Origin of the sequence: Bacillus sp. CCNWLW194, from assembly GCF_037120585.1 — a bacterium.
Lineage (GTDB): Bacteria > Bacillota > Bacilli > Bacillales > Bacillaceae_G > Bacillus_A > Bacillus_A basilensis.
This window is the reverse complement of the sequence record NZ_JBBBBL010000011.1, coordinates 50065-76125: the sequence shown is the minus strand read 5'-3', so window position 1 is coordinate 76125 and position 26061 is coordinate 50065. Positions and strand designations below refer to the sequence as shown.

Here is a 26061-nt window from a genome sequence, read left to right as displayed (position 1 = left end):
TAGATGAATTGGTATGTAATCATTCCAATGATAATTTCGTTTATCGTTGTATTTTTAATTGGTGTATATGCTTCAAGACGCGTGCAAGCAACTGCTCATAATAAATTTTTGCAAGAATATTTTCTTGGTGGGCGTGAGCTTGGCGGTTTATTATTAGCGATGACAATGATTGCTACATACGGTAGTGCTAGTAGCTTTATTGGTGGTCCTGGTATTGCTTACAATATGGGGCTGGGCTGGGTACTACTATCTGCGATTCAAGTTGTAACAGGGTATATCGTTTTAACGGTTATCGGTAAAAAGTTTGCAATTATCGCTAGGAAAATGGAAGCCATTACTCTTATCGATTATTTAAAGGGAAGATATAATAATAAAGCAGTCGTGATCCTTTCTGCGTTATGTATTATAATCTTTTTATTTTCAGCAACAGTAGCCCAGTGGGTCGGCGGTGGACGATTAATTGAGTCGCTAACGGGTTTATCTTATACAACAGCACTATTTTTATTTACTTTCTCTGTACTTGTGTACGTATTAATTGGTGGATTTCGTGCAGTTGCGCTATCAGATACACTACTAGGTATTATCATGTTGGTTGGAACGACAATCATTTTAATTGCTACTGTCATTGCTGGTGGTGGAATTGAAAAGATTATGCAGGAACTTGTTCAAATTAATCCAAATTTAATTACACCATTCGGAGCAGATGGCAGTTTAACGAAATCATATGTCACATCATTTTGGATTTTAATTGGAATTGGCGTTGTAGGTTTACCGCAAATTAGCGTGCGTGCCATGTCTTATAAAAATTCAAAAGCTATGCACCAAGCTTTAATAATTGGAACAGTTGTCGTTGGTACAATTATGATTGGTATGCATTTAACAGGTGTATTTGCAAGAGTAGTACTTCCAGGTATAACGGTACCAGATAAAGTAATGCCGCTACTCGCGATGGAAGTGTTGCCACCTTGGTTAGCTGGAGTTTTCTTAGCTGCACCAATGGCGGCGATTATGTCTACAGTAAACTCGCTATTGTTACTTGTAAGTTCATCAATCATTAAAGATATATACGTAAATTACATAAATAAAGATGCGGCAGACAGTACGATTAGAAAAGGAAGTTTATGGATTACTGCTATCGTAGGACTGCTCGTTTATGCGGCAGCAATTAAACCACCAGATTTTTTAATATGGTTAAATTTATTTTCTTTCGGTGGATTAGAAGCAGCATTCATTTGGCCGATCGTATTAGGGTTATATTGGAGGAAAGGAAATGCAACAGGAGCGCTTGCCTCCATTTTAGTTGGAGTAAGCTCATATATGTGCATTCATCTTCTCTATCCAAATCCATTCGGTATACATACAGTTGTATTCCCGATTTGTTTTGCGTTTATTGCTTATATAATTGGAAGTATGATTGCTGTGAAGAAAAACAGTATAGGTTAGATGAAAAACGCAGTCCGTATAGGGCTGCGTTTTTTCGTATAAATTTGTTCTTTTTTATTCTGTATATGTATGACTATTCATAAATTAATAACAATTGAGGGGATGGAGTTGAGGGCGATGAAAAAAGTATTATTTTTAGGAGACCCGGGAATTGATGACTCGCTAGCCATAATGTATGGGTTGTTGCATCCTGATATTGATATTGTTGGTGTTGTAACGGGGTATGGAAATGTAACACAAGAAAAGGCAACAAGTAATGCGGCATATTTATTGCAGTTAGCAGGCAGAGAAGATATACCAGTTATTAATGGTGCGAAAATCCCTTTATCTGGAGATATTACAACGTACTATCCAGAAATTCACGGGGCGGAAGGTTTAGGGCCAATTCGACCTCCGAAAAGTCTTTCTCCAAATATAAAGCCTTTTTGTGAGTTTTTCGACATTCTTGAAAAATATAAAGGAGAATTAATTATCGTTGATGCTGGTAGGTCAACGACACTTGCGACAGCATTTATTTTAGAAAAACCATTGATGAAGTATGTGAAGGAATATTATATAATGGGCGGTGCTTTTTTAATGCCTGGAAATGTTACACCAGTCGCAGAAGCGAATTTTCATGGTGATCCCATTGCGTCACAATTAGTGATGCAAAATGCCAAGAATGTGACATTGGTGCCGCTTAATGTTACATCTGAAGCTATTATTACGCCAGAGATGGTAAAGTATATTACGAAACATTCTAAAACGAGTTTTAATAAATTAATTGAACCGATTTTTACGTATTATTATAAAGCCTATAGAAAGTTAAATCCGAAAATAACAGGAAGTCCAGTACATGACGTCGTTACAATGATGGTTGCGGCGAATCCGTCAATATTGGATTATGTGTATCGTCGTGTAGATGTAGATACAGTGGGGATTGCAAAGGGAGAAAGTATTGCTGATTTCCGTCCTCAACCTGATGCAAAAGCCTTAAAAAATTGGGTGCGAATTGGTTGGTCATTACATTATAAAAAATTTCTCGAAGACTTCGTAAAAATTATGACGTAGACATAATGGGAGAATACAAGTTAAAATAATGGAGATGATTACTAAAATAATCATCTCCATTATTTTGTTTGTAAGAGATAGATAGAGAAGAGTTACACAATAGGAGAGGAATTTTACTTGAAAAAAACTATAGTATGCGCAGTGATTGTGGGTATTTTCGTTTTGCTAATATCGGGTAACTTTTTAGTGAAAAAAGTATGGAGTTCGAATAATGATGATGCGCAGTATATCGCATCCTTTATTGAGGAACATAAAGATGAAAAAAACAGTGCGCTTTTAGTAAAGAGAAATGATAAAATTGTTTATTCTGTAAATCCCAATGTTGTATTGCCAGTTGCTAGTACGATGAAATTAATTGTGGCGCTTGAGTATACAAAACAAGTTACAGAAGGGAAAATTGATTCGTCTCGTTTCGTTTCCATTAATGATGTGAATCGGTATTATGTGCCGAATACAGATGGTGGTGCGCAAGATAGATGGCAAAGGTATTTGGAGAGAACAGGCAAGATAACTGAAGGAGCGGTTTCTTTAGAAGAAGTGGCAAAAGGAATGGTTAAGTTTAGTTCAAATGCTAATGCTGAATATTTAATGGAAGTGTTAGGATTAGATAATATTAATCGAAATTTACAAAGTTTATCACTTCCAGCACATCAGCCACTATTTCCGATTGTTTCATCTTTATATATCCCTGGATATTTGCATAAAGAACTACATGTTCCGAAATATAAAATAGAGAAAAAGTTAAAAGAAATGTCTCAAGAGCAATATCGTGAATATGCGATGATTATTCATGAACGCTTAAAAAAGAAAGGACCATTATTACAGAAGGAAATTCCTCTGTATTTAGAGGAACGTTACGATAAAATTTGGTCAGATCGATTACCAGCGGCTTCTGCAAATGATTATATGGTACTGCTTCAAAAGGCAAATCATAAAGGTGGCCTGACAGAAGCAGAAGAAAAAGTATGGGCAAATATCGTTGAAACAGATATGAGCGCTAAGAAATACCGTAAAACATTTAGACATGCAGGGCAAAAAAATGGCTATACGCCATGGACAGTTACAAAAGCAGTTTATGCGATGGATAAACGCGGGAACTGTACAGAAATAGTGTTCTTAGCAAATAATTTAAATGAGGACGACAGTGCAGAAATACGGAAACATTTAGCAAACTTACATTTCCAAGTGTTGCAAAGTGATAAGTATGATGCGACTTTTATTAAATAAACTCGGTGCTTAAAGCGCCGAGTTTATTTTTATGTACAAGCACTTTTTTGCCATCACTGGGTATGATGGGTAGTAATACTTAGGTGAGAGGGGAAAAGGTGATGAAACAAAGTAAAGAAGAGTTTATAAAGAGTGAAGGCGCTGATTTCCCTGGGAAAACATATGTAGATTGTGTATTACAACATGTATTTGACTTTCAGCGTAATTATTTACTGAAAGATATGTTTCAAGTGCATAAAGCACATATTATGATGCTGACGGAAGAAAGTGTAATGAAAATAGAAGAAGCTAAAGTTATATTAAACGCACTTAAAAAAGTAGAGGGAATACAAAAAAATCAATTGCTATATACAGAGCAGCATGAAGATCTCTTTTTTTTAGTGGAACATTTAATTTCTCAAGAAGCGAAAAGCGATTTTGTAAGTAATATGCATATTGGTAGAAGTAGAAATGATATGGGTGTAACGATGTATCGCATGAGTTTAAGGCGATATGTGCTACGATTAATGGAACATCATTTGTTATTGCAAGAAAGTATGCTGCAACTTGCCGATGATCATAAGGAAACGATTATGCCAGCTTATACACATACACAACCAGCGCAGCCAACAACATTTGGTCATTATACGTTAGCGATTTATGATACGATGCAGAGAGACTTAGAAAGAATGAAACGAACGTACAAACTTTTAAATCAATCGCCAATGGGAGCCGCTGCTCTTTCTACAACAAGTTTCCCAATTAAACGAGAGCGAGTTGCCGATTTACTTGGATTCACAAATGTAATTGAGAACTCATATGATGCTGTCGCTGGAGCGGATTATTTATTAGAGGTTAGCTCGTTACTTATGGTAATGATGACGAATACGAGTAGATGGATTCATGACTTCTTACTATTAGCGACGAAAGAATATGATGGTATTACTGTTGCAAGGCCATATGTACAAATTAGTAGTATTATGCCGCAAAAGCGAAATCCAGTTTCAATTGAACACGCCCGTGCAATTACGAGTAGTGCTTTAGGGGAAGCATTTACAGTATTTCAAATGGTTCATAATACACCATTTGGTGATATTGTCGATACAGAAGATGACTTGCAGCCGTATTTATATAAAGGAATTGAAAAGACTATTCGTGTTTTTTGTATTATGAATGCAGTCATTCGAACGATGAAAGTAGAAGAAGAAACATTGAAAGATCGTTCCTATAAACATGCAATTACGATAACTGATTTCGCAGATGTTTTAACAAAAAACTATGATATTCCATTTCGGCATGCTCATCATGCAGCAAGTGTTATTGCAAATATGTCATTGGAGCAACAAAAGGAGCTTCATGAATTACATTTCAAAGATGTAAATATTTACTTACAAGAAAAATTTAAAATACATTTATTGGAAAAAGAGTGGGAAGAAATTATATCGCCAGAAGCATTTATTCAAAAAAGAAAGGTATACGGTGGACCGAGTAAAAAAGAAATGGAGCGCATGATTAAAAATCGAAAAGAGTCATTTCAAAAAGAAGAAGAGGTATTTGAAAAGGAAAAACAGAGAATTTTACAAGCGGAAAATGATTTGAATATGTTAGCTTTGAATATTATTGAATCGTAAAAGAAGGATTTAATGAATTAATCGCCAATACTTAATGAAACTATAAATAGAGAGAAGAGATTGTCGATGATTCAATTACATGTATATGAAGAGATTCTTAATTTTAAAGAAGAGGTTACACCATTTTTAGAAAAGAATGAACAGGAAAACAATCTCATATTAGGTGTATTACGAATGGTCCAACAACCGATATTTATGGGGGTAGCAAAACAAGAGGAAGAAATTGTAATTGTATTTCTTCAAACAGAAGAAAAGAAACAAATTATTGTTGCTACGTCTGAAATGATGGAAGAGGACATCGTGGAACTTGCAAAAAAATTAGCGGAAGTATATCCAAATGTTCCTGGATTAATCGGTAATAAGAAAATTGTACAGAGATTAGCGGAAGAGATTGCAGTGTTAGAAAATAAGAAAACTACGGTTGTGATGGAGCAAGGTATATATGAATTAAAACAAGTGAAGAAAAAGTGGGACGGAGATGGAGTCTTTCGAGAAGTAAGTAGTGATGAGCTAACATTAATAGAACAGTGGATATACAAATTTTGCGAAGATGTGAAGCTTCCTACTACGAAAGAAGAAGCGAAACAAACCGCTCATACATTAATTACTAACCGTCGTCTATTTGGTTTAGAAGTAGACGGGAAGCTTGTTTCTGTAGCTGCAAAAACGAGACCAACTACAAACAATATAACAGTTAATTTCGTATATACACCGAAAGAAGCAAGGAAAAAGGGATACGCATCTAATTGTGTAGCGGCACTTAGTCAGTGTATGTTAGACGAAGGTTACAAAACAACGACATTATATACGGACCTAGCAAATCCAACATCGAATAAAATTTATCAAGAGATTGGTTATGAGAAGATGATGGAGTCTGTACTTATATTTTTAGAGAAATAGAATGATAAGGCACGCTATTATAGCGTGCCTTTTTGTTATTCATCAATTCGAATTACTTCACCCTGCGGGAAAATCTCAGTTTCTAGTAAGTTACGAATTGCTTTCGCAACGTATTCAGGTGACAGTAGTTTTCCTTCTTCTTTTAGTGTGATGAAGCGGTCTAAATTTATGAAGTCTTCTTTATTTGTTTCACGAATTTGCGCTTGCATATTTGTATCAACAACACCAGGTGCAAAAGCGACGATTTTTACTGGATATTCTTTTTCCACTTCTTCAGTTGCTACGCACTGTGTAAACATATTTACACCTGCTTTCGTTGTGCAATAAGCACCCCATCCGAAATAAGGATTTTTTCCTGCACCAGATGAAATGTTAATAACGCGTTTATCTACTTTCCATTTTTTCGTATGTTTCATGAAAGTAGATGTAAGAATCATAGGTGCAAGTAAATTAATGTGGACGTTCGTAATGAATTGTTCACTTTCTGCTTTTTCAATTGGCTTCATAGGAGCAACTGTACCCGCATTATTAATTAAATGAATAGAGGATACAGTGTCTTCTTGAATAGATGAAATGATTTTGTTAAAGTTCGTTTCTAAATTATGTACATCTTGAAGATCTAAGGAGTGGAAGACACAATTGCTATTATATTGTTCTGCGAGTTTCGTAAGTTCTTTATTTTCTCTTCTAGAAATAGAGATGATACTCGTGTTTTCTTCTAACAATTGCGCGGCGATTGCCTCACCTAAACCTTGTGAAGTTCCTGTTACGATAACATAGCGCATAGTGTAGTAAGCTCCTTTCGTATGTGCGGAATTTTGTTGGACAAAGTACATTGCATAGTTTGTCTACATTTTATAGTATAGAGCACTTTTTACTATAAATGAAATGAGATGATTACGTGCCTTTTTTGAATCGCTTTACAACAACAGTAACTGGTGCCGTCACGTTCACTGGGAACACGTTAGGACTTAGTCCCACATCGCCTGCACCAGGTAATATTTTTGGTACACTTGCTGTTTTTACAACTGTAAATACAGCGCTGCAAGTACCAGGGTTCCCAGCAGGTACAACGGATGACTGGCGATTGAATTCTTCAAGTGCAATTTTAAATCTTCCTGCAGGGAGTAGTATTTTGTATGCAGAGTTAGTTTGGGCAGGAACTTTCCGGACTGATACAGAAGATGTATTACCATTTTTAAATGATAATATTACATTTACAACACCAGCAGGAACGTTTTCTGTTACGCCAGACCCTGCTACCGCGCAGCAAGGTTCAGTAGGAAACCAGTTTTATTATGCTCGCTCTGCTAATGTAACGAATCTTGTTAGTGTAGGTGGGGCAGGAACTTATACGACAGGGGCCGTACCGGCTACAAGAACTTCAGCTGATCCAACAATTAGTCGTTCAGCTGGCTGGACGCTTGAGGTTGTGTATCAAAATGCAAGTTTACCACTTCGAAATTTGTCAGTATATGCAGGTCAAGAAATTATCGATGCTTCATCACCACCAGTTGATGCTACTATTTCTGGATTTGCTACTCCGGCAACAGGAGCTGTAACAGGAAGGGTACTTGTAACTGCCCAAGAAGGTGATTCTAACATTTCTGGAGATCAACTTCGCTTTGGGCCAAATGCGAATACTACAGTTGCGTTATTCGGACCAAGAAATCCCGCGAATAATTTCTTTCAGTCACAAATTTGTAATGACAGTGGAAATTTAGATACGAGCGGTACATTTGGAGATTTGAATCAGCCGTTAGGGGTAGCTTTGGCTGTCCGAAGACAAGGGTGGGATATTACGAATGTAGATGCCTCCTCATCTTTAGTAAACAATCAAACGTCAGCAACTGTTCGCTTCGTTACAAATGGAGATGGATACGCTGCAGCTGGTTTTGGTGTTCAAATTGATGCGACAGGTCCAATTATTAATCCAGTTAAATCGGTTAATAGAACAGTCGCAGGGGTAGGGGATACTCTCACTTATACGATTACGGTTCCGAATACAGGAACAGGAAGCGCAGAAAACGTTGTATTACGTGATAGTATTCCGAGCGGAACAACGTTTGTTACAGGTAGTGTAACGGTAGGAGGCGTAACACAGCCGAATGCGAACCCTGCTAATGGAATTAATTTAGGTACAATCCCAAATAACACGCAAAGAATTGTTACATTTCAAGTTCGAATAACATCATTCCCGAATCCAAATCCTATTTCAAATCGTGCAATGGTGTCATATCAATTCCGTCCTTTCGTCGGTAGTCCACCTATTACAAGTACCTCTTCTTCCAATACAGTACAAACGACAGTGAATCAAGCAACTATAAGTATGCAAAAATCTGTAGATCTACAGACGGCAACGCTTAATGATGTATTAACGTACACGGTTAATGTGACGAACAATGGAAATGTTACTGCAAACAATGTTATTTTTGTTGATAGTATTCCTGCAGGAACAACATTTGTCGCAAACAGCGTTACGGTAAATGGAGTAGCACGTCCAGGAGCAAATCCAGCAAGTAGTATTAATCTAGGAAGTATTAATGCTTCGCAAACGACCGTAGTGCGCTTTCAAGTTCGAGTAACATCGAACCCTCTTGTCAATCCAATTCCGAATCGTGCAAGTGCAACATTTACCTTTACCCCAGTGCCTGGTCAACAACCAGTTTCAGGGCAAGCGACAAGTAATACTGTAGTTACTACTATTAATATAGCTGATATAAGAACGAGAAAAACAGTGGATAGAGCTTTTGCGACAGTGAATGACGTTCTCACGTACACTGTTACAATTGAAAATACAGGAAATGTGCTTGCAACGAACGTTATTTTTCAAGATCCAATCCCAATTGGAACGACTTTCATCCCAAATAGTGTAACTGTTGATGGAGTTTCGCAACCTGGGGCCAATCCAGCGACTGGGTTTACGGTAGCTAATATATCTCCGGGCGGAAGTAGGAGGGTTACTTTTCAAGTCCGAGTGACATCGACGCCATCGGGAGGTACGATTGCGAATCGCGGAAATGTAACTGCTAATTTCATCGTTATTCCGAATCAGCCACCGATAACGATTAATAGACAAACGAATACAGTTGTGACACAAGTTAATACAGGCGGTTTAAATGTAATAAAAGAAGTGAATACAACACAAGCGGCAGTAGGGGACACTTTAACATACACAATTGCCGTTCAAAATACAGGGAATGTTCCGTTAACAAATGTGTTTTTCCAAGACGCTATTTCTTCAGCTGTTTCTTTCGTTGCAAATTCTGTAACAATTAATGGAGTACCGCAAAGTGGATTGAATCCGAATACAGGATTTTCTCTTCCGAATATTACTGCGGCTCAAACCGTTGTAGTCACATTTGACGTAATAATTGTACAGGATCCAGAAAATGAAGATATTTTAAATCAAGCAAATGTAACAGCAAGTTTTCAAGTGAATCCGAGTGAACCACCAGTAACAATCAATGTTCCGAGTAACATTGTGAATACAACTGTACAATCAGGGAATTTTGAAGTTGTGAAATCAGTAAATACAGATGTTGCGACGGTAGGGGATGTTTTAGTATATACAATCGAAATCATAAACGCGGGTAGTGTACCAGCAACAAATGTATTTTTCCAAGATTCAATTCCACAAGGTACATTATTTATTGAAAACAGTGTCTTTGTGAATGGGGTCTTACAAGAAGGGGCAGATCCAGAACTTGGATTCCCGTTAAATGATTTGCCTACTGGTGCGAGTGTAATTGTTACATTTGAAGTATTGATTGATGAAATTCCGCTTGGAAACAACGTTGTAAACAGTGCGAATGTTACAGGAGATTTCCTAGTAAATCCAACAGAGCCACCAATTACTGTAACAGAACCAAGTAATACTGTTATGACAGTTGTGAATTCTTCAGGTTTAAATGTAATAAAAAGTGTAAGCGCTACTGAAGCGGGTGTAGGAGACACGTTAACGTATACAGTTCGTATACAAAATAGTGGAACGGTAGCAGCTACAAATGTATCATTCCTTGATCCAATTCCATCTGGAACAACGTTTGTAGCAAATAGTGTAATAATAAATGGAACGCCTCAACCAGGTTTAAACCCAACAACTGGATTTCCACTTGCTAATATTCCAGTAGGAGGGATGGTAACAGTTACTTTTCAAGTGACGATTACGAGTGTACCACCAAATAGAGTTCTTCCGAATAATGCGAATGTAACTGCTGATTTCCAAGTAAGTCCTCTCCAGCCACCAATTACAATTGTAACGATTAGTAATATTGTTGTGACGCGAGTGAATGTAGGATCACTGAATGTAATGAAGAGTGTAAATACACTGCAAGCAGGTGTAGGAGATACGTTAACGTATACGATTCTTATTCAAAATACAGGAACTGTTCCTGCAACGAATATTATTTTCCAAGATCCAATTCCGTCTGGTACTGCGTTTGTAGCAAATAGTGTGACGATAAACGGAGTCGTTCAGCAAGGCGCGGATCCTATGGTAGGATTCCCGTTACCAAATATTCCGATCGGGCAAACGGCCACGGTTACGTTTCAAGTTACAGTGACGAGTATTCCGAGCGGTGGAAATATAAGAAACCAATCGAACATTACTGCAAGTTTTCTTATAAATCCAGCAAATCCTCCAATAACGACTGTTACAAACAGTAATTTTGTAGTGACGCAAGTAAACACAGCACAGTTAAATATACAAAAATCTTCATCTGTACAACAAGCAGCACTTGGAGAAACTTACACGTATTCTGTTGTTATTCGAAATAATGGAACAGTAACAGCAACAAATGTCTCTTTCATTGATCCAATTGCCCCAGAAACAACATTTGTAGCAAATAGTGTAACGATAAATGGAACGTCACAACCTGGATTTGACCCGAATGTCGGTTTCCCGCTTCCTAATATTGCAGCTGGAACATCCTTGACAGTAACGTTCCAAGTTACGGTAATTGCACCGTCTACACGTGGAGCAGTATTAAATACAGCATCTGCTACAGCCACTTTCTTATTAAATCCTTTACAACCACCTGTAACAACAACGAACTCAAGTAATACAACGGTAGTTACAATACCGTTACCTCCTCCCGGTGAAGTAACCGCAACAAAAACAGTTGACGTTGCAACCGGAGCGGTTGGGGATGTATTAACGTATACCGTGCTCATTTCAAACGTAGGAATTATACCAGTTACAGATGTGTTCTTCCAAGATGTCATACCAGAAGGAACGACATTTGTAGAAGATAGTGTAACAATAGGTGGGGTGCAGCAACTTGGTTTAAATCCAGAAATAGGATTTACAGTTACGCCATTATTAATTAATGGTGGAAGTATTGAGGTAACGTTCCAAGTGACGATTACAGAAATTCCAGATAATGAAGTCATCTTAAATGATGCAGACGTTACATTTACTTCACAACCAAATCCGCAAGAACCACCGATTACGGCAACGATATTAACGAATTTAGTCGTTACGACGATTAATATAGCGTTTGTTTTTCCATTGAAACTAGTAGATAAAGAAGTAGCGACTGTAGGAGAAATATTAACGTATGATGTATTCATCTTTAATTTCGGAACAGTGCCAGCGACGAATGTTCAATTTATTGATACGACTTCCGCGGGAGTAGCATTTGTACCAGGAAGTGTGAGTATAAATGGGGTACCGACACCAGGATTAGATCCTTTCATTGGTTTTACAGTTCCAAATATACCTGTAGATAATTTTGTACGTGTCACCTATCAAGAGATGGTAACTAGCATACCAGAAGGTGGAACGATTGTTAACTTTGTAGACGTTACAGCAACATTTGCTGTAAGTGAAACAGAGCCGCCTATTACGGAGACGACGACAAGTAACACGACATTAACAGAAATAAATGAATCTGGTTTGAATGTATTAAAATCAGTAAGTCAGCCGGTTGTTGCAGTAGGCGATACAATCACATATACAACAGTAGTTCAAAATACAGGGACAGTGGTAGCGACGAATATTCAATATAGTGATGTATTACCGTCCTCTATAGCATTCGTGCCGAACAGTGTAACGATAGAAGGTGTGTTACAACCTGGATTCAATCCTAATAATGGATTCCCGCTTCCAGATATAAATCCAGGTGAAAGTGTAGAAGTAACATTCCAAGTAACAGTGGTTAGTGTTCCATCAAATGGAACAATTGTTAATACAGCAAATGTAACTGGAAGCTTTGTATTAGTACCAGGAGAACCACCGGTGATAGTAAATCAACCGAGCAATACAACACTTACAACTGTAAATAGAGGACAATTTAATGTTATAAAACAGGTAAATAGGGCTGCTACCCTAGTTGGAGATGTATTAACATATACGGTTCAAATAACGAATACAGGAACAGTAACAGCTAATGATGTTCAGTTTATTGATACTATTTCAGCAGGAGCGTCATTTGTACCAAATAGTGTAACGATAAATGGAGCCCTGCAACCAAACTTAAATCCGATTACTGGCTTTGGAGTTGGAGATATACCAGTTGGTGAAACGGTTGTAGTGACGTTTCAAGCGACAGTTACAAACATCCCGGCATCAGGAACAATTACGAACGTTGCAAATATAACAGGAAGCTTTACTTTAGTACCAGGAGAGCCACCGGTTGTAGTAACAGAGCCGAGTAATACGACAATAACAAGGATAAATAGAGGACGATTCAGCGTTATAAAATCTGTAAATAAAGAAGCAACACGTTTAGGAGATACGTTAACGTATAGTGTGCAAGTTACAAATACAGGAACGGTAACAGCGACAAATGTTCAGTTTATTGATGTTCCATCACCTAGTTTAGAATTCGTTCCCGGAAGTGTACAAATAAATGGGATTCCACAAGTAGGTTTAGATCCATTTGTAGGCTTTTCATTACCTGATCTTGCAGTAGGGGATAGTGTATTAATTACCTTTGCAGTAAATGTAATCGCAGTTCCGCCTTCTAGTAGCATTATGAATACAGCGAGAGTAACGGGTGATTTCGAATTAATTCCAGGAGAACCTCCGTTTACAATTACGAATTCAAGTAATACGACAGTCACACCAGTAAATAGAGGCAGTTTAGATATGCAAAAAGAAGTAGATCATTCAATTGTTGGAGTAGGAGAAACGGTAACGTATACGGTTCGAATATTAAATACTGGTACTGCTGATGCGATGAATGTTCAATTTATCGATGTCCTATCTCCGGAAGCTGTTTTTGTACCAAATAGTGTAACTGTAAATGGAGTAGCTCGTCCGGGAGTAAATCCGCAGGTTGGATTTACGATTGTAGACATTCCAGTCGGTGAGACGGCGATTGTAACATATGAAGCTACGATTACGAGCTTTCCAGATGGTGGTACAGTAGTGAACGTTGCTGGGGCGTTAGCAGAATATATTTTAGTACCAGGGGAACCGCCAGTTACAGTGATGGATACGAGCAATACAGTTATTGTAACGGTAAATACTGCAATCTTATTTGTTGCAAAAGGGGCAAACTTTGAAGTAGCAATGGTAGGGGATGTTGTCACTTACGGAATTGCCGTTATAAATGATAGTACAGTTCCTGTGACCAACATCGTGTTAACAGATATCGTTGATCCGAATACGTTATTTATAAATGGCACGGTAACGGTAAACGATGTACCTCTTCCATTTGCTAATCCGAATACCGGTATTCCGTTAGGTGATTTTCAGCCAAATGATGCGGCAATTATTAATTTCCAAGTTGTAATAATAGGAGGGCAAATAAATAACTTAGTCACAAATACTGCTATAGCAAATGGGCTCGCAATTGTAAATCCGAATGAGCCGCCAGTAGTAGTTGAAGGTGATAGCAATACAGTTGTTATTCCGTTTATTCCTCAAAATGTCTCAACGACAGTTGTAAAAACGGCAGATCATCAAACAGCAACGATTGGAGATGTCATTACGTTTACAACAGTTATTACAAATACGGGTGATACTGTAATGCAAAATATCCGTTTTCAAGATATGTTAGATAGTAGTGTTCGATTTGTCCTTGGAAGTGTAACGGTTGGTAATATACCAGTGCCAAATATAAGCTCGGTATCAGGATTTCTTGTAGGGAATTTAAATCCAGGTGAAGCGCGAACAGTTTCGTTCCAAGTAGTAGTTCAGAACGCGCCAAATGGTTCAGGGAATTATATTAATCAAGCGAGTATTCGCTTCGAACATCAAGTGGGCATAGTGTTACCACCTGTTACACAAATAGTAGAAAGTAATATGGTTGTCATTCCGTTTATTCCAACGATTGAACAAATTTGCGAAACAAACTTTAATTGTTTAGATAAAATTCCATTTCAATGTTCTCCGTGTATTCAGTTGCACGGACATAAAAAATAAAAAGAAAAAGAGCATCCTGAAAGAATAGGATGCTCTTTTTGTATTAATCATATAGATTCATTTTCGGACGAGATAAAAAACTCGTTGATTTTGTTTGATAGTAGAAGTGGAATAGCTCCTTTTATAACAGAAATGTCCCAGTCCCACCATGCGAGATTCTCTAGTTTGTCAATCATTTCTTGCGGAAAACGATATCGAATAAATTTTGCAGGATTACCAGCTACAATTGCATATGGAGGTACGTCTTTTGTAACAACACTCTTTGCACCGATAATGGCCCCGTTACCAATTGTAACACCAGATAAAATGCAGGATTGATACCCAATCCATACATCATTGCCGACTACGATATCACCTTTTGAAGAAGGGTGACCAGTAATATGCGCTCCTTCATCAAAAAGTGCATTAAATGGGTAAGTCGTTATCCAGTCTGCACGATGCTCACCGCCAAGTATAAAAACGACTTCTTCTCCTAATGAACAAAACTTACCTATTTTTAATTTCGTTTCATCGTTCCAAGAAAAAATGGTTGGCCCTACTTTACTATAAGTATAATCACCAATATCATATTTATTATATTCAGGTTTTTGATTTAAATATAACATAACAAATTTTGCATCCTCTCTAAAGCAAGTAATGGAACATTATATGCAACTTGGAATAAGTTGAACTGTGTTGTATGAATTGGTAATGAACAAATATAATTAGTAGGCACAACGAATAAAAAAGGAGTGGAATGAATGATATATGAAATGGGGTTATATAATAAACCTTTTCAGTCAATTCAATCAGGAAAAAAAGTATATGAAGTACGTTTATTTGATACAAAACGTCAACTTATAAAACAAGGCGATAATATTGTATTTACAAACCTTACGACAGCAGCAACGATGACTGTAAAAGTAGGAGAAATAAAACGATATGAATGCTTTAAAGCAATGTACGAACAAATTGATAAAAAATTATTGGATTGTGAAAATGATAGTTTAGAGGAAATGTTAGAAAGTACATACAACATATATACGAAAGAACAAGAAAAAAAGTGGGGAACAGTTGCGATTCGTATTGAGGTAATAAAATGATAAGAAATCGCGGCGTAGCTATTATTGTGCAGGAAGGGAAAATTGCTCTTATAAAACGTATTAGAGAAGGGGAAACATATTATGTTTTTCCAGGCGGAGGAATTGAAGAAGGAGAAACACCTGAAGAGGCAACGAAGCGAGAAGCTTATGAAGAATTAGGGATACATATAAAAGTAGGGCATCTTATTACGAAGGTGGAGTATAAAGGAACGGAGTATTATTTTAATGCTCATAGTATAGATGGGATTTTCGGAAGTGGGAAAGCTAAAGAATTCGAGCTGAAAGAGAGAGGGAGTTATATTCCGTTGTGGTTGCCGATACGCGAGTTGGAAAAAGTGAATATAAAACCGTATGAAGTGGTCGGAAGTATATTAGAACATTATAAAATATAAGGTCTGACAACATACAAAAAAAACCATTGACATAGTCTTCTGATTTAAGTATTGTATTCGAGTATGTTTATAATCAGGAGGTTTATATGAGCAATCAAACTACTACACATCATGTGAAAATGACAACAGCAGATCCATCTGGAATTGGTCTATTTGGATTAGCGATGGTAACACTTGTAGCATCATCTCAAAAGCTAGGCTTAACAGATGGCGTTTCTCTTGTATTACCATGGGCAATCTTTTTAGGAGGATTTGCACAAATCTTTGCATGCATTCACGATGCAAAGCATAACAATACATTTGGTACAACAGCATTCGGTGCGTACGGCCTATTTTGGTTAGGCGTTGGAATGACTTGGTTAATTCAACTTGGAGTATTTGGCGAAAAATTAGCACAAGCTGCAGATTCAAAACAGCTTGGTGTAGCCTTTATCGGATATTTGATTTTCACAATCTTCATGACAATTGGTGCAATGGAAACACATAAAGTATTATTTATGATTTTCGTCCTTATTGATTTCTTATTTATCGGTCTTTCATTAAGTACTTTAGGTGTTATGCCGCACGCAATGCATAATTTAGCAGCATATTCTGAACTTCTTATTTCATTATTATCTTTCTATGGTTCAGCAGCAGCAGTGTTAAATACACACTTCGGGAAAGTTGTTTTACCAGTTGGAAAGCCATTTGGTATTTTTAAAAAGTAATAAAAAAGCACAGATGATTGTATAGTCATCTGTGCTTTTTTGTGATGTAAACAGAAATAATAAAAAATATAATTGAAATTGATTATCATTATTAATATAATGAGAATGAGAATCATTTATTGTAAGAGGGGGATGCCGAAGTGGCGAAAATTTTAATAGCTTATGCAAGTATGTCAGGAAATACAGAGAGTATTGCTGATTTAATTAAAGTTAGTTTAGATGCCTTTGATCATGAAGTAGTACTGCAAGAAATGGAAGGCATGGATGCTGAAGAATTATTAGCTTATGATGGAATCATTTTAGGATCTTATACGTGGGGCGATGGTGAATTACCATTTGAAGCGGAAGATTTTCATGATGACTTAGAAAATATAGATTTATCAGGGAAAAAAGTAGCGGTATTCGGGTCAGGTGATACGGCGTATGAACTGTTTTGTGAAGCGGTAACGATATTTGAAGAACGCCTTGTAGAACGCGGTGCAGAGCTTGTACAAGAAGGATTGAAAATCGAACTAGCTCCAGAAGACGAAGAGGATGTTGAAAAATGCAGTAATTTTGCAATTGCATTTGCTGAGAAGTTCTAAGAATGGGAGTGTCAACGTGGAGACAATGTTAAGTGCGACCGCTATTACAAAGTTAAGAGATGGAAAGCTTATGTTAGCTACTACATATAATGGTTTATTTATTGAACAAGACGGAGAATGGAAACAAATTTTAAATGGTTTTCAAAAACGAATTAGGGATTTACATAGCGAAGATAATGTAGTGTATGGTGTAGGTGACGAAGGAATTTTTATTCGTAGTATGAATGGTGGAGAGAAGTGGACGGTTCAACGTTTTCCAACAAAAGCAACGAGTTGGAATGTATGTAGTAATGTACTAGGAACTGTCATTGCTCATGGAGATAAAACGTTGTATCATTCTAATGATTTTGGTTCGACATGGGAAACTATTCATCCATTTCTTGAATATGGTGGCGGGGCACCATCTATTCGATCGTTGTTTTTATATAAACATTACTTATTTATCGGTACGAAAATACATGCTAAATATGGTGGTGTTTGGCTCTTTAATTTGGAGACACGTAAATTAAAGAGGATTAAAATCGTAATGAATCAGATGATCTCAGCGTTGACTTTACACAACTCTTATTTAGTAGCAGCCAGTGGATCATGCAAGGGGATTAGCGGGAATATCTCTTTTTGTAAAATAGATGAAAGTATTGAGAATGAAAAAACATATTGGCACACATGTCAAAGCGAGCAGAAAGCAAGTAGCTATTTAGACTTAAGTGTAGATCAACATGTGCTATATACAACGTCAACGCAAAATAAGGCGGGGATTAGTACTGTTTGTCGTGTACTTTTAGAAGAAGGAATTGTTACAGTATGCGACTCAGTTAAAGGGCATGGCTGGCGCATCGTTAACGAAAAAGAAGGCTATGTTGTAGCTGGATCAGGTGAATCAAAAGCGATGCAGTGGAAGAAAAAAGTTGTATAGCAAAAAAAACTTTGCTTTTATTATATTGATATGATATATTGTATTTAAACCATTTTACTTTTAATAATATAGAGATTTAAATGAGCTGTAACTTCCGAGGAGGATAGCAATGTTAAATCTCCTCAGAGTTGCAGTTTTTTTAATGTCTGACTTATTTTTGTAAAGTGGTTGAAAATGAATATGTACATATAGGTACATTGTAGGAGGATTTTTTAAATGCAAAACGGTAAAGTAAAATGGTTTAACTCAGAAAAAGGTTTCGGATTCATCGAAGTTGAAGGCGGAGAAGACGTATTCGTTCATTTCTCAGCTATCCAAGGCGAAGGTTTCAAAACTTTAGAAGAAGGTCAAGAAGTTACTTTCGAAGTAGAACAAGGTAACCGTGGACCTCAAGCTACAAACGTTAACAAGAAGTAATTGTGGAAAAAAGAAGGGCTTGCCCTTCTTTTTTTTGCATTTTTATTGAATAACCTCCTATGTACATATAATAATGAAATTGAATTTTCGTTTTTTAGACGAAGTATTACATGCATAAAGTGTATGATTAAATAAATACTGAAAATAAAGTATGTGTGTGAAAAGGAATTTAGAAAGAGGTAAATAAATTGGAAAACGCTACACATTTTATTGTGTTTGATATAGAGAGAAATTTCAGGCCGTATAAATCAGAAGATCCGTCAGAGATAGTTGATATCGGAGCTATAAAAATAGAAGCAAGTACAATGAAGGTAATTGGAGAATTTTCGGAGTTAGTAAAACCGGGTGCACGACTTACTCGTCATACGACAAAATTAACGGGAATTACAAAGAAAGATTTAATTGGTGTAGAGAAATTCCCGCAAATTATTGAGGAATTTATTCAGTTTATCGGGGAAGATTCTATATTTGTTACATGGGGAAAAGAAGATTATCGATTTCTATCTCATGATTGTACGTTACATGGTGTAGATTGCCCATGTATGGACAAAGAAAGAAGAATGGATTTACAAAAATTTGTTTTTCAAGCGTATGAAGAATTGTTTGAACATACGCCAAGTTTACAATTTGCGGTAGAACAGCTTGGTTTAACGTGGGAAGGGAAGCAGCACCGAGCTTTAGCGGATGCTGAGAATACAGCGAACATACTTCTTAAAGCATATAGCGAGAGAGATATTACTAAAAGATATAAAAGACATGGTGAGCTTGAACTTGTAGAAAACGGCAAACTAACAGAAAAAGCGAAAAAAAAGATGCGAAAATGGGTATTTAAAGAAATGAGAAAAAATACAGAGCGTCCTTTCGTTTGGAGTACATTTGAAAGTAGTGATACGTGGGAAAGTATAACGGAAAGATATTATATAAGTGAATCTACAGTAGAACTTCTGAAAAAGCATTTTCGTACTGCGGTTAGAAAAGCGGAAAGACAGATTAGGTATTTGGCTGAGATGGAGGAGAATACAGAGGTTAAATGATATTCTCCTCTACTTCTATCTACATAAATTTAACGTCATTGTATTGATGGGTGAATAAAGTATCCATATTAAATAGGAATTGATTTGTTCGAATGGGGCCATTGTAATTGCTTTGAAAATTAAGATGTGGCAAGAATTTTAAAATCTATTAATAAAAGCTCAATTTATCTTTAAATCGTGGTGTATTAAAGATTAAAATAAAAGAGTAAGATAAGAGTTTTATACAAGGGAGGTATGATAGTGATAGACTTGGATATTAAAGATGTCACCGTACAGATGGAATTAAACGGAGTCTTTTGGAATGAGGACGGGACTGCTGAAATGATGGTGACTACAAAAGCGGAGCATTCTTTTATTCTTCGTCTAGTAGTTGATTTAGAAAGTAAAACGATTCGTACGATGAATGCCGAGATAGTAGGTGGATTTTGCCCTCTGTGCAAACAGAAAAGGAATGAATGTAGTGAACTTAATGACCTACAAAACAAAATGGAAATTTTAGAAGAAGCCTACGATTGGGTGAGAGAGCATCCGGAATATCGTTTTCAACTATCTTTTTATGAGTACAATAAATTTGAGGTAATAAAGTAAAAGTTTCATTTTAAGAATATACATAGTGACTAAAAGGAAGCGTACCAAAAACTTTAGAAGGACTTGGTCAACTAGAAATATTGAAGCAAAGATCTCTAATGGAAATACGCTTGATTCTGCAACAAATGTGATCTTGGATTAAAAATTATTTTTAAACATAAGCATATTTTGTTATAAAGTAAAAAAACCGATTCTTAGTAGAATCGGTTTTTAATATAATTGTCAATTCTGTCCCAAATAAAAGAGCGCTTATTAAAAGCGCTCAGTAAAAAAGTTATATGGAAAGATTTATTCAATCCCGTTCCGATCATAAGAATACTGCTGCTTATTCTCAATCCGCTCCATTACGTCTTGCAATTCATCCGGCTTCAGAAACTCAATCGGAGAGAATCCTTTTTCAAACGTAAGTGTATCAGCCTCAATCATTAATATATATCGGTCATTTACCTTTGCGATATGTATTTGATCCCCGAAATCAGCAAGCAGGGCCTTCACAGAGATATGATCTGCTTTTAGCTTTAATTCTACTTCAGGAGCATGCTCGACGATTTGGGCAGTTGCTTCCATTACTTCTTCGGTTGAAAATTGTTCCATAATTTCGCGTTTCGGACTGGCAGCCCATACTTCCATCGCTTGGTCGAATTGTTCGCGTTCTTCCGTACCTTCTTCAAATACATCTTCAATTTGGTCGTATACCATGTCCATTACTTGTGTTTTCATAATTTCAGGCATAGAGCGTTCATATTCGACGAATTTTAAGAAGTCTTCAAAGTAACGGGCGTGTGATGCTTGGTGAATTTTTAGCTCGCCCACTTCGACCATACCTTCTTCAGGCATGTACGGATATTGGATAGATTTCATGTTTTTTGTTGTGATAGCCATTTCAACGTTACGAATCAGTGTGGATTCATCGGAAATAGAAGCGACTTTCGGCTCGAAGTCACATTTCATAACGAAAACGAATGGATCATCAAAGTATTTGCGTAGTTTTGCTTGCGCAATTAAAAATACACCACCGCGTACAGCACTTGTGTCAAGATATGTATAAACTAGAGGTTCGCTCATATCTTTGAAGTTTTCCTTTGTTTCCGCAAAGCGAATGCGATTAAATAGGTTGTAATGAGGGTTTGAATCAAGTTCGTGCCCTTCTTCTACAATAAAGCGACCGATCTTTGTCGGAGCTTGTTCTGTTTTCGCATGACGTTCTACTTTTCGCTTTGAAATTTTTAATAATTCTCCATTCAAAAATTCTTTTAAGGAGCTATCTCCATACTCTTCAGCGTCTAATGTTTGAAAATGTTTGTAGCGCTTATCAACAGCTTCACCTTTTCCTTCTACTTGTACAACATAAAAGGATAGATAATTTATTTCAAAATCCATATTTATCACCTTGTTTCATTTCATTAACTCTTATCAGTATAGAGATGGAAAAAACTTTCGTCAATTTATATAAGGAAGGGGGAGTCCCTTCCTTCATATATTTTTTATTTTCGAAATTAAAATCCGTCTTCTAATGCTGAAAATGGAATGTTTAGTCTGTTTTCTATTGTACGTAAACGTTGGTTTAAGCGGTTTAATCTACGTGTATGACGCTCAACTGTGTTTTCTAATTGACGTACTCTTTGCTCAAGCTCATTTACTCGTCTTTCTAGTTGACGGTTTCCAGTACCAGGAAAAGAGATTGGAAGTTGGAATTGTCGATTTTGATCATATGGATTAACTTGTTCTGCTGGATCTATATATTGTTGGTATTGTGCTTGTAAATCATATTGAGGCTGATAACCATTTTGGTTATATGGATCGTATGGATTGTAGGGGTACATAAAAAAATCCTCCATTTCTTTAAAATAGGTTAATTTCACCATAATGTATGTGCAAAAGCGGAGCGGTGGCACGGCAAATACCTATTTATGTTCAAGAGAAGTTTCTTTATAAATAAGAATATGGAGTTTTTACATTTGTATTTCTTTTGTTTTATGGTATATACTGGATAAAAGAATGGGGTTACATAAAGGTTACAATTCTATCAAACTCAAACTTTTATGTAAATATGTATAGACATTTGGAAAAGAAAAGAGTAATTTATATAGAGTAAAAAATAACTTGTAACAATTTATAAATATATTGTAAAATGATTGTAACAAAACATACATGAAAATGAAATAATACATAAAAGTAATGTTGGGAAAAAGGGGAGAGTATATTGTTCCGTAAAGTAAAGGGTATATTAGTTGGGGTGTTATGTGTAGCTGTAGTGAGTGGTTGTGGTACAAAAGTAAGTGATGTTGCATTAGTAAGTGATATTGGTGGCCACACGGTAGAGGCTAAAGCAGAAGTACAGGATTCTATTAGTTTAGTTGATAGTCGAACTGGTATGGAAGTGAAAAAGCTAGATTTATCGAGTCTAGGTTATTTTGAAGACGAAGCAAAATTTAAAAAATCGGTAACGAAGGTTGCTAGCGAGGTTGGGAAAAGCGTCGATAAAAAGATGGTTCCTTCGCGTTTAGCATCTGATGGAAGTTGGCAAGAAGGAAAACCTTCTTATGAATTAATGGAAAAAGAATTAGTAGATAAATTATTAAACGTTGGTATGTGGGATTCTTCATATCAGTTACCTATTGTTGAGAAAAAACCTACCGCGACATTAAGTGACGCGCAAGGAAGCGGTACGGTAATTGGTAGATATGAAACGAATTTAGGAGGCTCAGCAGGTGGCCGTATTGAGAATATCCGTTTGTCGGCAGCGAGCATAAATGGAGTTGTATTAGCAAAAGGAGATCGTTTCTCTTTCAATGCATTAATTGGTGATACAACGCCAGATAAAGGATATCAATTAGGAAAAGAAATTGTAGATGGTAAATTAGTAGATGGATACGGCGGTGGTGTTTGTCAAACATCATCAACTTTATACAATGCAGCAGATCAAGCTGGTTTGAAAATGGTAGAGAGAACGACACATTCTAAAACAGTAGGCTATGTTCCACAAGGAAGAGATGCTACAATTGCGTATCCATACTTAGATTTAGTATTTGAAAACACAAATGATGCACCTGTGAAACTTTACATGGGTATTCAAGGTGGAAAGTTAGTTGCTGAAGTACATAAAATGAGATAAGAGTTATAAAGTCACCTTTTCTGAAAGTTAGAAGAGGTGGCTTTTTTATTATGAAAATTAAAAAGTGGATAAATTCTGACTTTTCTTATTTACATAGGATGATTTTAGTTGTATCCTTCATAGTAACGGTTATATGTAATGGAAAATATTGGGATAAGGAGATGGAGTTATTCATGGTAAAAATTCATCCGAAAACACGTATTGGTCATGTTGAATTTAAAGTGATAGATTTAGAACGTCAAATTGCCTTTTACGAGAATGTTGTAGGCTTAGAAGTAATTAAGCAAGAGGAGAATAAAGCATATTTATCTGGAAAAGGTGGAAAGAACGTGTTACTTGTTCTTGAAAAGTTAGAGGACGGGGTACTGCAAGAGCCGCGTACGACTGGTATATATCATATAGCCTTTTTAGTTCCGACTCGTGAGGCGTTTGCTTCGGCATTATTTGGGGTGATTCGCAATAAGAATGTAATTGATAGTCCGGTTGAGCAAGAGGGGCGTTATACATATTCAAATGAAATTTTACCAATTTCAAGGTTTAATAGTGCAAGTGATCATACGTATAGCGAAGCGTTTTATTTACAAGACTTAGAGGGAAATGGTATTGAAATTTATGCGGATCGTCCGCGTGATCAATGGGGAGAAGGGCCAGGAGGAAGTACACCACTTAATTTAAAAGAACTAGCAACACTCGTTGATTATGAGGTTGATGGATTACCTGCTAACACTGTTGTCGGGCACGTACATTTACGAATAGCTGATGTAGAGAAATCACATGAATTTTATGTCGAAACAATAGGTTTTGAAGTACAACAGCGTGAAGAGGATTGCTTATTTATTTCAGCAGGGGAATATCATCACCATATTGGTGCAAATACTTGGAACGGAGTAAACAATCCACATCCACCAGTACATGCAACTGGACTAAAGGTATATGCGATTGTACTACCGCATAAAGAAGCGTTAGATGAAGTGAAAGAAAGATTAATAGAAAAACAACATGAAATAAATGAAACTACAAATGGGTTTGTGGTGGTAGATCCAAGTGGTATTACAGTGCAGTTTGAAATAGAAACAGCATAAAAGAAGTCGGAAGGTGTATAATCACTTTCCGACTTCTTTTTGATACGTAATCCAAGTAGCACAAGGGTTAAAAGGAAAGGATTTTAATATTTCCATTGCATATATACTCGTTGAATCAAATTCACCTTGAATAAAAGAATAGCCGTGTTTATTTGCATACATAGCTTGTTTGAAAAAGAGCAGTTTCAGTAAGGGTAAATCTTCTATAGTGTGAGTTCCGCACCATCCTAGTTCTAACGCAGTATCCCTTTCCGATGTATGGAGGAAAGAGTATGCCATAATTTGATGCGCTTCATCTATAATGAGAAAGCTTCCATCTAGTAGTACATCATCAGCTAAAATCATCTCTTGCCAAGTTTCGAGAGAGAGTTAGGCAACCAGATTTGCTAAGTGAGTATACTCGTAATTCGTTTTTACTAAGTGAGCTAGTTTTTCAAAGAAGTTATTATTGGACAAGATGGTGGATAAGGTTTGTACATGATAATTTGAATGAAGCGTTGTCCCGATAGGTATGATTTTTTGTACGTCTAATATCGGCATATATGTTCTTCGGATTTCCATAAAATTATTTTGCTCATAATAATCTTTTAAATGAGCTGACGTTTCCCATATAGAGGTTTGTAATGGTAGTATGAAATTTTCTCGTTTTGGAATCTCGTTTAATAAAAATTGTTCAATGCGTAGCCCTGAATAGAAAGGATTCGTATATATTCGAAAGTATGTGCAGTATGGATGGAAGTTACTGCCCCAGGTAAAAAAGATGCCTACTGCATCTTTTTTATAGTAGGCAACATACGCGCATTTTGTTTTATTATCTCGTAATAAGTGAAATAGATACGATTCTTCATTATATAAATCAATAAGTTGTTTTACTTGAAGCTCATTACTTCTACTATACTTCTCTATAACAAGATTATTTTCATTGGAGGACTTCTTCATAGCTCAATCCAAAATCTTCTTACTACATTTCCATCTTCCTCAGTGAAATCATCATCACGAAGCCCGCCGTTATGTAAAATTGTTTTTTCTGAAGCAGTATTTACTTCATCGCAAACGACAAGTGCTCTCGTGATGTTTAATTCCTTCGTTTTTTCTAGGGATAATTCTAATAACCTCGTAGCATAACCTTTTCTTCTTTCAGAAGGACGAATGCCATAACCGATATGACCGCCAGCGTTAAATAAATGTTCGGTTAAACTATGGCGTATATTAACAGCCCCCACAATTCTATTATTATCTGTAACGAGCCAATATGTGGAGTCTGGTACCCAGGATTCAGGAAGGTTTACTCCGTTATGTGAATCGAGTAATTCTTGAATCAGAGCGGGGAAGTTAGAAGGGTCTTTTGAAATGATCCACGGGATCATTGTTTCACCGCTATCTTTCCATTCGTTATAGAAATCTAAGTATTCTTCTTGTAAATCAGTAGTAGGTGTAAGTAATGAGACGTTCATTGTTAGTAAGCTCCTTTATTTATGTAGTTTTTATAAATAATTATGATACAAAATGAAAGCGTTTTCTTAACTTTCTCAACCTAATT

Annotated in this window: 21 protein-coding genes and 1 pseudogene; 16 read left to right on the top strand and 6 right to left on the bottom strand. The window is 36.5% G+C overall.

The genetic code is table 11. The annotated features are described in order from the left end of the window. Window positions 1-3 precede the first annotated feature (3 nt). From panF to V7S50_RS23100, 5 genes are all read left to right on the top strand, one after another. Window positions 4-1443 carry a sodium/pantothenate symporter gene (gene panF / locus V7S50_RS23120; RefSeq protein WP_242255193.1) on the top strand — a complete coding sequence of 480 codons (1440 nt, stop codon included), beginning with the start codon at window positions 4-6 and terminating at the stop codon, window positions 1441-1443. Between the two features lie 69 nt (window positions 1444-1512). Then, complete coding sequence (locus tag V7S50_RS23115) at window positions 1513-2493, top strand: nucleoside hydrolase (RefSeq protein ID WP_242255195.1); 981 nt, start codon at window positions 1513-1515, stop codon at window positions 2491-2493. A 117-nt stretch (window positions 2494-2610) separates the two neighbouring features. After that, window positions 2611-3720 carry a serine hydrolase gene (locus V7S50_RS23110; protein WP_063221232.1) on the top strand — a complete coding sequence of 370 codons (1110 nt, stop codon included), beginning with the start codon at window positions 2611-2613 and terminating at the stop codon, window positions 3718-3720. 101 nt (window positions 3721-3821) lie between these two features. Further along, window positions 3822-5330 (top strand): argininosuccinate lyase, encoded by a 1509-nt coding sequence (argH, locus tag V7S50_RS23105; protein ID WP_242255197.1) that lies wholly within the window; start codon window positions 3822-3824, stop codon window positions 5328-5330. Window positions 5331-5396: 66 nt separating this feature from the next. Further along, a complete protein-coding gene (locus V7S50_RS23100; protein WP_242255198.1) occupies window positions 5397-6230 on the top strand; it encodes a GNAT family N-acetyltransferase in 834 nt (277 codons plus the stop codon). A gap of 35 nt (window positions 6231-6265) precedes the next feature. On the opposite strand, the gene V7S50_RS23095 is transcribed toward V7S50_RS23100, so the two are convergent. After that, window positions 6266-7015, bottom strand: a complete 750-nt coding sequence (locus tag V7S50_RS23095) for a (S)-benzoin forming benzil reductase (protein WP_242255201.1) — start codon at window positions 7013-7015, stop codon at window positions 6266-6268. 116 nt (window positions 7016-7131) lie between these two features. On the opposite strand from V7S50_RS23095, the gene V7S50_RS23090 reads away from it, so the two are divergent. Next, a complete protein-coding gene (locus V7S50_RS23090; protein ID WP_309259189.1) occupies window positions 7132-14604 on the top strand; it encodes a DUF7507 domain-containing protein in 7473 nt (2490 codons plus the stop codon). A gap of 47 nt (window positions 14605-14651) precedes the next feature. On the opposite strand, the gene V7S50_RS23085 is transcribed toward V7S50_RS23090, so the two are convergent. After that, complete coding sequence (locus V7S50_RS23085) at window positions 14652-15209, bottom strand: CatB-related O-acetyltransferase (protein WP_242255204.1); 558 nt, start codon at window positions 15207-15209, stop codon at window positions 14652-14654. 135 nt (window positions 15210-15344) lie between these two features. Here V7S50_RS23085 and V7S50_RS23080 point away from each other — a divergent pair, with 135 nt between their 5' ends. The 8 genes from V7S50_RS23080 (at window position 15345) to V7S50_RS23045 (ending at window position 20324) form a co-directional block, all read left to right on the top strand. After that, window positions 15345-15686: an ASCH domain-containing protein gene (locus V7S50_RS23080; RefSeq protein WP_242255206.1), complete on the top strand. Its 342-nt coding sequence runs from the start codon at window positions 15345-15347 to the stop codon at window positions 15684-15686. Continuing rightward, entirely contained in the window at window positions 15683-16078 is a 396-nt protein-coding gene (locus V7S50_RS23075) for an NUDIX hydrolase (protein ID WP_098555688.1), read from the top strand. Before V7S50_RS23080 ends, V7S50_RS23075 begins: the two co-directional genes overlap by 4 nt. An 86-nt stretch (window positions 16079-16164) precedes the next feature. Next, the gene (locus V7S50_RS23070) at window positions 16165-16785 is read left to right on the top strand and encodes an acetate uptake transporter (RefSeq protein ID WP_000070938.1); all 621 of its coding nucleotides are present in this window, start codon (window positions 16165-16167) and stop codon (window positions 16783-16785) included. A gap of 140 nt (window positions 16786-16925) precedes the next feature. Beyond that, window positions 16926-17369, top strand: coding sequence for a flavodoxin (locus V7S50_RS23065; RefSeq protein ID WP_001062756.1), 444 nt, complete (start codon window positions 16926-16928; stop codon window positions 17367-17369). A gap of 16 nt (window positions 17370-17385) precedes the next feature. After that, entirely contained in the window at window positions 17386-18285 is a 900-nt protein-coding gene (locus V7S50_RS23060) for a WD40/YVTN/BNR-like repeat-containing protein (protein ID WP_097951645.1), read from the top strand. 216 nt (window positions 18286-18501) lie between these two features. Then, window positions 18502-18702 carry a cold shock-like protein CspB gene (cspB, locus tag V7S50_RS23055; RefSeq protein WP_001179150.1) on the top strand — a complete coding sequence of 67 codons (201 nt, stop codon included), beginning with the start codon at window positions 18502-18504 and terminating at the stop codon, window positions 18700-18702. A 188-nt stretch (window positions 18703-18890) separates the two neighbouring features. Beyond that, on the top strand, window positions 18891-19736 hold the full coding sequence (locus tag V7S50_RS23050; protein ID WP_063221223.1) for an exonuclease: 846 nt from the start codon (window positions 18891-18893) through the stop codon (window positions 19734-19736). Between the two features lie 240 nt (window positions 19737-19976). After that, window positions 19977-20324, top strand: coding sequence for a hypothetical protein (locus V7S50_RS23045; protein WP_063221222.1), 348 nt, complete (start codon window positions 19977-19979; stop codon window positions 20322-20324). A gap of 288 nt (window positions 20325-20612) precedes the next feature. Here V7S50_RS23045 and V7S50_RS23040 read toward each other — a convergent pair whose 3' ends face one another. Together V7S50_RS23040 and V7S50_RS23035 are read right to left on the bottom strand one after the other, a co-directional pair. Then, the gene (locus V7S50_RS23040; RefSeq protein WP_242255218.1) at window positions 20613-21704 is read right to left on the bottom strand and encodes a DUF3900 domain-containing protein; all 1092 of its coding nucleotides are present in this window, start codon (window positions 21702-21704) and stop codon (window positions 20613-20615) included. A gap of 116 nt (window positions 21705-21820) precedes the next feature. Continuing rightward, window positions 21821-22189, bottom strand: a complete 369-nt coding sequence (locus tag V7S50_RS23035) for a hypothetical protein (RefSeq protein ID WP_242255220.1) — start codon at window positions 22187-22189, stop codon at window positions 21821-21823. Window positions 22190-22527: 338 nt separating this feature from the next. Here V7S50_RS23035 and V7S50_RS23030 point away from each other — a divergent pair, with 338 nt between their 5' ends. Both V7S50_RS23030 and V7S50_RS23025 read left to right on the top strand, forming a co-directional pair. Then, a complete protein-coding gene (locus V7S50_RS23030) occupies window positions 22528-23439 on the top strand; it encodes a VanW family protein (protein WP_242255222.1) in 912 nt (303 codons plus the stop codon). A gap of 173 nt (window positions 23440-23612) precedes the next feature. Continuing rightward, entirely contained in the window at window positions 23613-24521 is a 909-nt protein-coding gene (locus tag V7S50_RS23025) for a VOC family protein (RefSeq protein WP_242255302.1), read from the top strand. 21 nt (window positions 24522-24542) lie between these two features. Here the strand turns inward: V7S50_RS23025 and V7S50_RS23020 are convergent. Further along, window positions 24543-25460, bottom strand: a pseudogene (locus V7S50_RS23020) (GNAT family acetyltransferase). Continuing rightward, a complete protein-coding gene (locus tag V7S50_RS23015) occupies window positions 25457-25975 on the bottom strand; it encodes a GNAT family N-acetyltransferase (RefSeq protein ID WP_242255224.1) in 519 nt (172 codons plus the stop codon). The pseudogene V7S50_RS23020 and the gene V7S50_RS23015 overlap by 4 nt, the downstream one beginning before the upstream one ends. Between the last annotated feature and the right edge of the window lie 86 nt (window positions 25976-26061).